Source organism: Streptomyces boluensis, assembly GCF_009908195.1.
Taxonomy (GTDB): Bacteria; Actinomycetota; Actinomycetes; order Streptomycetales; family Streptomycetaceae; genus Streptomyces; species Streptomyces boluensis.
The window spans coordinates 1-9699 of sequence record NZ_JAAAHS010000300.1 but is presented as its reverse complement, the minus strand read 5'-3'; the positions used below and the strand labels follow the sequence as shown (position 1 = coordinate 9699).

General features: G+C 67.4%; 10 protein-coding genes and 1 rRNA gene. All 11 read left to right on the top strand.

Features of this window, described 5'->3' with window-relative positions; translation table 11 throughout:
* Positions 1–10: 10 nt before the first annotated feature.
* Positions 11–127: ribosomal RNA gene (gene rrf, locus GUY60_RS28375) — 5S ribosomal RNA — on the top strand.
* Positions 128–258: 131 nt separating this feature from the next.
* Positions 259–867: a cardiolipin synthase ClsA gene (gene clsA, locus GUY60_RS28370; protein ID WP_161702863.1), complete on the top strand. Its 609-nt coding sequence runs from the start codon at positions 259–261 to the stop codon at positions 865–867.
* Between the two features lie 112 nt (positions 868–979).
* A complete protein-coding gene (locus GUY60_RS28365; protein ID WP_161702861.1) occupies positions 980–3475 on the top strand; it encodes a mannose-1-phosphate guanyltransferase in 2496 nt (831 codons plus the stop codon).
* Between the two features lie 78 nt (positions 3476–3553).
* Positions 3554–4450 (top strand): DUF881 domain-containing protein, encoded by an 897-nt coding sequence (locus GUY60_RS28360; RefSeq protein WP_161702859.1) that lies wholly within the window; start codon positions 3554–3556, stop codon positions 4448–4450.
* Positions 4447–4779, top strand: coding sequence for a small basic family protein (locus GUY60_RS28355; RefSeq protein ID WP_019708255.1), 333 nt, complete (start codon positions 4447–4449; stop codon positions 4777–4779). The genes GUY60_RS28360 and GUY60_RS28355 overlap by 4 nt, the downstream gene beginning before the upstream one ends.
* Before the next feature lie 5 nt (positions 4780–4784).
* Entirely contained in the window at positions 4785–5612 is an 828-nt protein-coding gene (locus GUY60_RS28350; protein WP_161702858.1) for a DUF881 domain-containing protein, read from the top strand.
* A 201-nt stretch (positions 5613–5813) separates the two neighbouring features.
* Positions 5814–6650, top strand: coding sequence for a double zinc ribbon and FHA domain-containing protein (locus tag GUY60_RS28345; protein WP_312866459.1), 837 nt, complete (start codon positions 5814–5816; stop codon positions 6648–6650).
* A gap of 42 nt (positions 6651–6692) precedes the next feature.
* Positions 6693–7439 carry a transcriptional regulator FtsR gene (ftsR, locus tag GUY60_RS28340; RefSeq protein ID WP_161702856.1) on the top strand — a complete coding sequence of 249 codons (747 nt, stop codon included), beginning with the start codon at positions 6693–6695 and terminating at the stop codon, positions 7437–7439.
* 53 nt (positions 7440–7492) lie between these two features.
* Positions 7493–7966 (top strand): bifunctional nuclease family protein, encoded by a 474-nt coding sequence (locus tag GUY60_RS28335; protein ID WP_006123076.1) that lies wholly within the window; start codon positions 7493–7495, stop codon positions 7964–7966.
* 169 nt (positions 7967–8135) lie between these two features.
* A complete protein-coding gene (locus tag GUY60_RS28330; RefSeq protein WP_161702854.1) occupies positions 8136–8777 on the top strand; it encodes a MerR family transcriptional regulator in 642 nt (213 codons plus the stop codon).
* A gap of 91 nt (positions 8778–8868) precedes the next feature.
* On the top strand, positions 8869–9699 hold an 831-nt coding region (locus GUY60_RS28325; protein WP_161702852.1), incomplete at its 3' end, for a DNA polymerase IV.

Here is a 9699-nt window from a genome sequence, read left to right as displayed (position 1 = left end):
TTCATAGTGTTTCGGTGGTCATAGCGTGAGGGAAACGCCCGGTTACATTCCGAACCCGGAAGCTAAGCCTCACAGCGCCGATGGTACTGCAGGGGGGACCCTGTGGGAGAGTAGGACGCCGCCGAACTAATTGTTGGGAAAGCCCCGCACCGATGGTGCGGGGCTTTCCTGTTTTCAGAGACCCCTGTGCAGCCCTTGATAGGTACGGAGGGTAAAGTCGTGGGGCATCGTTGGCACGTTCCCACAGGAGGCCCCCGGGTGGAGGTACAGGAGACCCGCGTACAGACCGACCGGGTTCTCACCATCCCGAACATCCTCAGCATGGCGCGTCTGGTCGGCGTGCCCCTTTTCCTGTGGTTGATCCTCAGGCCGGTGTTCGGGGGCCCCAACAGTGACGGCTGGGCATTGCTCGTACTCATGCTCAGTGGCGTGAGTGACTACCTTGATGGCAAGCTCGCTCGGCGCTGGAATCAGATCAGCAACCTCGGCCGGCTGCTCGATCCCGCGGCTGACCGGCTTTACATCCTGTCCACTCTGGTAGGACTGACCTGGCGCGAAATTCTGCCGATCTGGCTGACGGCACTGTTGTTGGCTCGCGAGCTGCTGTTGTTGGTGATGGTGGGCATCCTCAGGCGGCATGGGTATCCGCCGCCGCAGGTGAACTTCCTTGGCAAGGCCGCGACGTTCAACCTGATGTACGCCTTCCCGCTGTTGCTGCTGAGTGATGGCAGCGGTTGGCTCGCGTCGCTCGCTGCTGTTTTCGGATGGGCATTCGCTGGATGGGGTACAACGCTCTACTGGTGGGCAGGGATCCTCTATGTGGTGCAGGTCCGTCGGCTTGTCCGGGCGGACTCCACGGCCGATTGAGCCTGCCGATCCGGCAGCCGTAGACCGGCTCGGGGCCCGCTCTTGAAGGCGGGTCAATCTTGACGGGCTAAGTCGGCAAGACAGTCGTCTCTTAGAGGAGGACGCTTCCGACATGAAGGCCGTCGTGATGGCTGGAGGCGAAGGCACACGCCTTCGCCCTATGACCTCGAGCATGCCCAAGCCGCTCCTACCTGTGGCCAATCGGCCGATCATGGAGCATGTGCTGAGGCTGCTCAAACGGCATGGGCTCAGTGAAACCGTTGTCACCGTGCAATTTCTGGCGTCGCTCGTCAGGAACTACTTCGGGGACGGCGAAGAGCTCGGAATGGAGCTCACCTATGCCAATGAGGAGAAGCCACTCGGGACTGCCGGGAGCGTCAAGAATGCCGAAGAGGCACTGAAGGACGACGCCTTTCTCGTCATCTCGGGTGATGCCCTGACCGACTTCGACCTCACGGAACTCATTGAGTTTCACAAGGAGAAGGGCGCCCTGGTCACTGTCTGTCTGACTCGGGTGCCCAATCCGTTGGAGTTCGGCATCACCATCGTCGACGAAGAGGGAAAGGTCGAGCGGTTCCTGGAGAAGCCGACCTGGGGGCAGGTCTTCTCGGACACCGTGAACACCGGGATCTATGTCATGGAGCCCGAGGTGTTCGACTACGTCGAGGCGGATGTTCCTGTCGACTGGTCCGGTGATGTCTTCCCGCAGTTGATGAAGGAAGGAAAGCCCGTCTACGGCTTTGTGGCCGAGGGGTACTGGGAGGACGTCGGTACGCACGAGAGCTACGTGAAGGCCCAGGCGGACGTCCTTGAGGGAAAGGTCGAGGTCGAACTCGACGGGTTCGAGATCTCGCCCGGAGTGTGGGTCGCCGAAGGTGCGGAAGTACATCCCGACGCTGTATTGCGCGGGCCGCTGTACATCGGGGACTACGCGAAGGTCGAGGCCGACGTCGAGATTCGGGAGCACACCGTCGTGGGCTCCAACGTCGTCATCAAGAGCGGCGCCTTTCTGCACAAGGCCGTTGTGCACGACAACGTGTACATCGGGCAGCAGAGCAATCTGCGTGGCTGTGTGGTCGGCAAGAACACCGACATCATGCGGGCGGCGAGGATCGAGGACGGCGCCGTCATCGGAGACGAGTGCTTCGTCGGTGAAGAGTCGATCATCCAAGGAAACGTGCGGGTCTATCCGTTCAAGACCATCGAGGCCGGGGCGTTCGTGAACACCTCGGTGATCTGGGAGTCCCGGGGACAGGCCCATCTCTTTGGAGCCCGTGGGGTGTCCGGGATTCTGAACGTGGAGATCACGCCGGAGCTGGCGGTGCGACTGGCGGGGGCGTATGCGACGACCTTGAAGAAGGGGTCCACCGTCACCACCGCGCGTGACCACTCGCGGGGTGCTCGTGCGTTGAAGCGTGCGGTGATCTCGGCGCTGCAGGCCAGCGCCATCGACGTACGGGATCTGGAGAATGTGCCGTTGCCGGTGGCGCGGCAGCAGACGGCGCGGGGGTCTGCCGGCGGGATCATGATTCGTACGACGCCGGGGGTTCCGGACTCCGTCGACATCATGTTCTTCGACGCGCGGGGTGCGGATCTGTCGCAGGCGAGTCAGCGGAAGCTGGACCGAGTTTATGCGCGGCAGGAGTATCGGCGGGCGTTCCCCGGGGAGATCGGGGATCTGTACTTTCCGGCGAGCGTTTTCGACTCGTACACCGGATCGCTGCTGCGGAACGTGGACACCACGGGGATCGCCGAGTCCGGGCTGAAAGTAGTGGTCGATGCGTCCAACGGCAGTGCCGGGCTCGTACTGCCCAGTCTGTTGGGGCGGCTCGGCGTGGACGCGTTGACGATCAACCCGGGGCTGGACGAGGCGCGGCCCACGGAGGCGGCCGATGCGCGGCGGGCCGGGCTTGTGCGGCTCGGGGAGATCGTGGCGTCCGCGCGGGCGGCGTTCGGAGTGCGGTTCGACCCGGTGGGCGAGCGGTTGTCGCTCGTCGACGAGAAGGGGCGGATCGTCGAGGACGACCGGGCGCTGTTGGTGCTGCTCGACCTGGTGGCGGCCGAGCGGCGCAGTGGGCGGGTGGCGTTGCCGGTGACCACCACGCGGATCGCGGAGCAGGTGGCCGCGTACCACGGCACCCAGGTGGAGTGGACGACCACGTCGCCGGACGATCTGACGCGGGTCGGGCAGGACGATGCCACGATCTTCGGCGGTGACGGGCGCGGCGGCTTCATCATTCCGGAGTTCAGCAGCGTCTTCGACGGGACCGCCGCGTTCGTACGGCTCATCGGTCTTGTGGCGCGTACGCAGCTCACGCTCAGTCAGATCGATGCGCGGATTCCGCGGGCGCATGTGCTGCGTCGGGATGTCCCCACCCCATGGGCCGTGAAGGGTCTTGTGATGCGGCGCGTGGTGGAGGAGGCCGGGGATCGCTTTGTCGATACGACCGACGGGGTGCGGGTGGTCGAGGCCGACGGGCGTTGGGTGATGGTGCTGCCCGACCGGGCCGAGGCCGTCACCCATTTGTGGGCCGAGGGGCCGGACGACGCGTCGGCGCAGGCGCTGCTCGACGAGTGGTCCGCGGTGGTGGAGAGCGCCGGGCGTTGAGCGTGGGGCGTGCCGGGTGGGGAGCTGCCCGGCACGCCTGGTGGGGCCATTCGGAGGTACGGGCCGCGACGTGCGACGATGTGCGGCATGCCGCAGCCCCCCGTTCGGAGCACGTCCTCCCCGCCCTCGCGCCCGGACGCTTCGATGTCGCTGCTCACCAATGTGATGGACCACAGCCTCGACGACGGTTACGCGGAAGCGGCCGCGCGCAAGGAGGCTGCGGGAGGCGCAGGGCTTCCGCGTACGCTGCGGGCGAAGCTCGGTCTGGCCGCCGGACTTGTGCTCGCCGCCTTGGTCGTGACCGTGGGAGCGGCGCAGGCGCGGATAGCGGCGCCGGTCGTGGCCAAGGAGCGCGAGGAGCTGATCGACCGCATCGAGCGGGAGACCGAGGCCGCCGAGAAGTTGGAGGGCGACGTCGACGCGCTCCGCGAGGACGTGAGCCGGCGGCAGCGCGCGGCGCTGGAGAAGCACGGTGGTGACCAAGGGGAGTTGACCGCTCTGCTCGCGGGCGCCACCGAAGTGCACGGACCGGGCGTCAAGCTGGTCATCGACGACGCGAAGAACAGCGACCAGGGCGGCGGCGGTCCGCGGGAGAGTGCCAACTTCTCCGACAGCGGGCGGGTCCACGACCGGGATCTGCAGCAGGTCGTGAACGGACTGTGGCAGTCAGGCGCCGAGGCCGTCGCCATCAACGGGCAGCGGCTGACGGCATTGTCGGCGATCCGCGCGGCCGGCGACGCCATACTGGTCGACAACAAGCCACTGGTGCCCCCTTATACGGTGCTGGCGGTGGGGGACGGGCAGCGGTTGTCCACGAAATTCCAGGACAGCCCCGACGGGTTGTATCTGCATGCGCTGCACGAGAACTTCGGCATCAGTGCGCGCATTTCAGCTGAGGACGAGGTGCGGCTGCCGGCCGCGCCGAGCCTGATCGTACGTAACGCCGAACCACAAGCAGGGAAGGGCACATCGTGATCGCCGTACTGGGCCTCGTGGTGGGAGTGGTGGTCGGACTTCTGGTCCGGCCGGAGGTGCCCGCGGTGGTCGAGCCGTACCTCCCGATCGCCGTTGTCGCGGCGCTTGACGCGGTGTTCGGGGGTCTGCGCGCGATGCTCGACGGGATCTTCGACGACAAGGTCTTCGTCGTGTCGTTCCTCTCCAACGTGGTGGTGGCCGCGCTGATCGTGTTCCTGGGCGACAAGTTGGGCGTGGGCGCGCAGCTTTCGACGGGTGTCGTGGTCGTGCTCGGAATCCGGATCTTCTCCAACGCGGCCGCCATCCGGCGGCACGTCTTCCGGGCGTGACGCCGATGCGCAGCGAATTGCCTCCCGAGGAGCCGAAGAAGGACGCCGAGGAGGCCGTGGAGGAGCCGGAGACGGCCCCCGACGCCCCGGACGTCCCCGATGCCCCGGAAGAGCTGAGCGGGCGGCGGCGGCTGGCGCGGAGCCTGTGGCCGCCGAAGGTGTCGCGGGCCCAACTCATCGTCGCGCTGCTGCTGTTCGTGCTGGGGCTCGGTCTCGCGATCCAGGTGCGCTCCAACAGTGAGAGCAGCGCACTGCGCGGTGCGCGACAAGAAGATCTCGTACGCATCCTCGATGAACTGGATGACCGTACTCAGCGTCTTGAGGACGAGAAGCAGCGTCTCGACGACCAGCGGACCGAGTTGGAGAACAGCTCGGACCAGGCCGAAGAGGCGCGCAAGCAGACGATCGAGAAGGAACGGCAACTGGCCGTGCTCGCGGGCACGGTGGCGGCGCAGGGACCGGGGATCACCCTGACCGTCACCGACTCCAAGGGGGCCGTCGAGGCGGACATGCTGCTCGACGCGATCCAGGAACTGCGCGCGGCCGGTGCGGAGGCGATTCAGATCAACGACGTGCGCGTGGTGGCCACCACGTATCTGGAGGATGCGGACGGGGGTGTGCGGGTGGACGGCCGGAAGGTGTCGTCGCCGTACGAGTTCAAGGTCATCGGCAAGCCCCAGGACCTGGAGCCCGCGCTCAACATCCCTGGCGGTGTGGTGCAGACGCTCGAGAAGGAGCAAGCCACCGTGGCGGTGGCGCGGGCTGAGAAGATCGTCGTGGATGCCTTGCGACGGGCGAATCGTCCTGACTACGCTCGGTCGTCCTCTGAGTGAGGCGGGGTACATGAGGGTTGTTGTGCGAGGGCAAGAGGTTGCGGGGGGTCGACGCATCGGAAGTGTGGTGCGTGGTGGAAACTGTCGGGTGGCTACGGACGTTGTGAGTATGTCTGTGTTTCCGATGTATGCAGCAGGTGTGAGCATTCAGGGTTCGTCCTGCCCCACGGGCGGGTCTGTTTCGGTCAAGGGGAATCGCCCGTGAAGTTGTTTGCGAAGTTGTTCGGCAAGAGCGGCCGTGAGGATGGCGCCGACGCCACCGCCCGGCACCGCGCGCCGCGCCAGGGAGAGCCTGAGCAGCAGGGCGCGGAGCGTCCGCTGTTCCGCGACCAGGTGCCTGGAGCGGGCGGTGACATTTCGGGCGGGCAGGGCGCGTCTTCTGTTGACCCTGCGGTGTCCGGCCGCATAGGTTTCGGGGAACCGTCAACCTCAAGTACGGGTGGAGACTTTGGCTCCGGCCCGTACGCATCCGATGCCGCGCGGCAGGAGGATCCGTCCATGTCGGCCTTGCCGGTTTGTACCAGGTGCGGGCATCGGAATGCCGAGGCCAGCCGGTTCTGTTCCAACTGCGGTGCGCCGCTGCGCGGGGGCGCCGCCCCCGAGCGTCCGTCCGAGACGACGTCGACCATCTCGATCTCCGGCATCGAGGCGTACGACGCCGAGGTGACGGGTCAGACGGCTACGCCTGCGCTCTCTCCTGAGGCCCAGGCGGCCGTGGACGCGCTGCCGCTCGGCTCGGCTCTACTCGTGGTGCGGCGTGGTCCGAACTCGGGCAGTCGGTTCCTGCTCGACGGCGAGCTGACCACGGCGGGCCGGCATCCGCAGAGCGACATCTTCCTGGACGACGTGACGGTGTCGCGCCGCCATGTGGAGTTCCGCCGCGGCGCCGACGGCATCTTCACCGTCGCCGACGTGGGCAGCCTCAACGGCACGTACGTCAACCGGGAGCGGATCGACTCGGTCGCGCTGTCGAACGGTGACGAGGTGCAGATCGGTAAGTACCGGCTGGTCTTCTACGCGAGCCAGCGGAGCATCTGACCCTTCCCTGGAGCTGTCCGGGGGAGGACCCAGGGAAGGTCCATGCGCCATTCACCGAGGGGCGGTGCCGATTCCGGCACCGCCACCGCGGGCAGTCGCCTGGTGAGCATCGGTACGGTGCTCAACCTGCTGCGCGACGAGTTTCCCGAGGTCACCATCTCCAAGATCCGGTTCCTGGAGTCCGAAGGGCTCGTCGAGCCGCAGCGCACTCCGTCCGGATACCGGAAGTTCAGCCCTGAGGACGTCGAGCGGCTCGCTCAGGTCCTGCGGATGCAGCGGGACCACTATCTGCCGCTCAAGGTCATCAAGGAGCACCTGGAGGCCGCTGAGCGCGGCGAGGACGTGCGGCTGCCCTCTGTGGGGCCGCAGCGGGGTCCTGGGGACGCCGCGGACGGCATGGCCGAGGTCGTGGTGCACGCCGCGGCGCTGGTCGGGCGTGCGGAGTTCCTGGCCGCCGCGGGCGTCACCGCGGAGCAGCTCGACGAGTGGGAGTCGTACGGCCTGATCGCGCCCGTGGCGGACGGCGGGTACGACGTGGAGGCCGTCGAGGTGGCCAGGCTCGTCGGTCAGCTGGGAAATTTCGGGATCGAGCCACGGCATCTGCGGGCGATGCGAGCCTCCGCCGAGCGTGAAGCCGGGCTGGTCGACCAGGTGGTCGCGCCGCTGCGCCGGCACCGTAATCCGCAGACCAGAGCGCATGCGGAAGCGCGTACGAAGGAACTGGCGGGGCTGACCGTGCGGCTGCATTCGGCACTGGTCCAGACCGCTTTGCGGGTGCGGCCGCACTGAGTCCGAGGGTGCCCGACTACCCAAACCTGCCGGGCACGTCCTAGGGTTGCTGTGTGAATGAGCTCGACGTCGTCGGTGTCCGGGTCGAAATGCCCTCCAACCAACCGATCGTGCTCCTGCGTGAAGTGGGAGGCGATCGGTACCTCCCCATCTGGATCGGTCCCGGGGAGGCCACAGCCATCGCCTTCGCACAGCAGGGGATGGCGCCCGCGAGGCCGCTTACGCACGACCTGTTCAAGGACGTGCTGGAGGCGGTGGGGCAAGAGCTCACCGAGGTCCGCATCACGGACCTGCGGGAAGGCGTCTTCTACGCGGAGCTGGTGTTCGCCAGCGGAGTCGAGGTCTCGGCCCGCCCGTCCGACGCCATAGCGCTCGCGCTGCGCACCGGAACGCCGATCTACGGCAGTGACGGGGTGCTCGACGATGCGGGGATCGCGATCCCGGACGAGCAGGAGGACGAGGTCGAGAAGTTCCGCGAGTTCCTCGACCAGATCTCGCCCGAGGATTTCGGGACCAACAGCCAGTGAGGCGCCGCCCAAGCGGACCTTTCAGACCATTCGGCTAGCTGTTCCCGGCGGGGCGGTCCGCAAACCACTCTCAGGGTGATTATCACTCGGCGTGCCGAGTGTGGCGTTCGTTGACGCACTCCTGGGTACTGCCTACCGTCGAGACGGCAGGTCAAGGACGGAGGTCGGCGTGAGAAGCAGCGGCGACGGTACGGCTGGGGGTGCTTCCGGACGCCGTCCGGAAGAGAGCGGGCCGTATCCGCTCCACGGCACAACTACGGGGCACGGTCCGCAGCGGCCGGTGCTGCGCGGGGCGGAGGCCTCGTCGGCCCCGACGCCCGAGAGCGTCGGCTATCGCGGGCCCACCGCGTGCGCAGCGGCCGGAATCACCTATCGGCAGCTCGACTACTGGGCGCGTACGGGCCTGGTCGAGCCCAGTGTGCGGTCCGCGTACGGCTCGGGGAGCCAGCGGCTCTACAGCTTCCGCGATGTGGTGGTCCTGAAGATCGTCAAGCGGTTCCTGGACACCGGTGTCTCGCTGCAGAACATCCGTGCCACGGTCCAGCATCTGCGGGATCGCGGGTTCGCGGATCTGGAGCGGATGACGCTCATGAGCGACGGTGCGACGGTCTACGAGTGCACGTCGCCCGACGAGGTCGTGGATCTCCTGCAGGGCGGCCAGGGCATCTTCGGGATCGCTGTCGGCGTGGTCTGGCTGGACGTGGAGGCGGCGCTGTCGCAACTGCACGGCGAGCGCGTCGACACCGGGGAGACGTTGATCGGGCACAACCCGACGGACGAGTTGGCGCGGCGCCGCAATCGCGCCGGGTAGCGCTGCTCCCGGACACCGGAAGGACGTGCTCCGGTGTCGTCGGGGAGCTGCGGGCGCCGCGTTGTCAGTGGCGTAGGGCAGCATCGGTCTTGTGAGATCGGCGCCCACGATTCTGCATCTGGACATGGATGCCTTCTTCGCCTCGGCGGAGCAGGCATCCAAGCCGAGCCTGCGTGGAAAAGCCGTGGTCGTGGGTGGGCTCGGGCCGCGTGGTGTGGTGGCCACTGCGTCGTACGAGGCGCGACGGTTCGGGGTGCACTCGGCGATGCCGATGGGGCAGGCGCGCCGGCTGGCGCCGAACGCCGCGTATCTGGTGCCGCGCTTCGGGCTCTACCGGGACATCAGCGAGCAGGTCATGGAGCTGCTGCGAGGTCTTTCGCCGCTGGTGGAGCCGTTGAGTCTGGACGAGGCGTTCGTGGATCTGGAGGCCGGCGGCGCGGCCTTCGACGCGGTGTCCGCGCGGGTCGTGGGGGAGCGGCTGCGGGCGGACATACGGGCGGTGACGGGGCTGACGGGGTCGGTGGGGCTCGCCGCGTCCAAGATGCTCGCGAAGATCGCCTCGGAGGAGGCCAAGCCGGACGGGCTGCGGCTGATCGTGCCGGGCACGGAGCGGGAGCTGCTCGGGCCGATGTCGGTGCGGACGCTGCCGGGCGTCGGGCCGGTGACGGGCGACCACCTCAGACGGGCCGGGATCACCACGGTCGCGGAGATCGCCGAGGCGGGGCAGGACGAGCTGGTACGGCTGCTCGGGAAGGCGCACGGCGGGCATCTGTACGAGATGGCCCTAGCGCGCGACGAGCGGCCCGTGGTGGCCGAGCGGGACACGAAGTCGGTGTCGGTGGAGGACACCTTCGACATCGACATCCACGACCGGGTGCGGGTGCGGCTCGAGGTGGACCGGCTCGCGGAGCGGTGCGTGCAG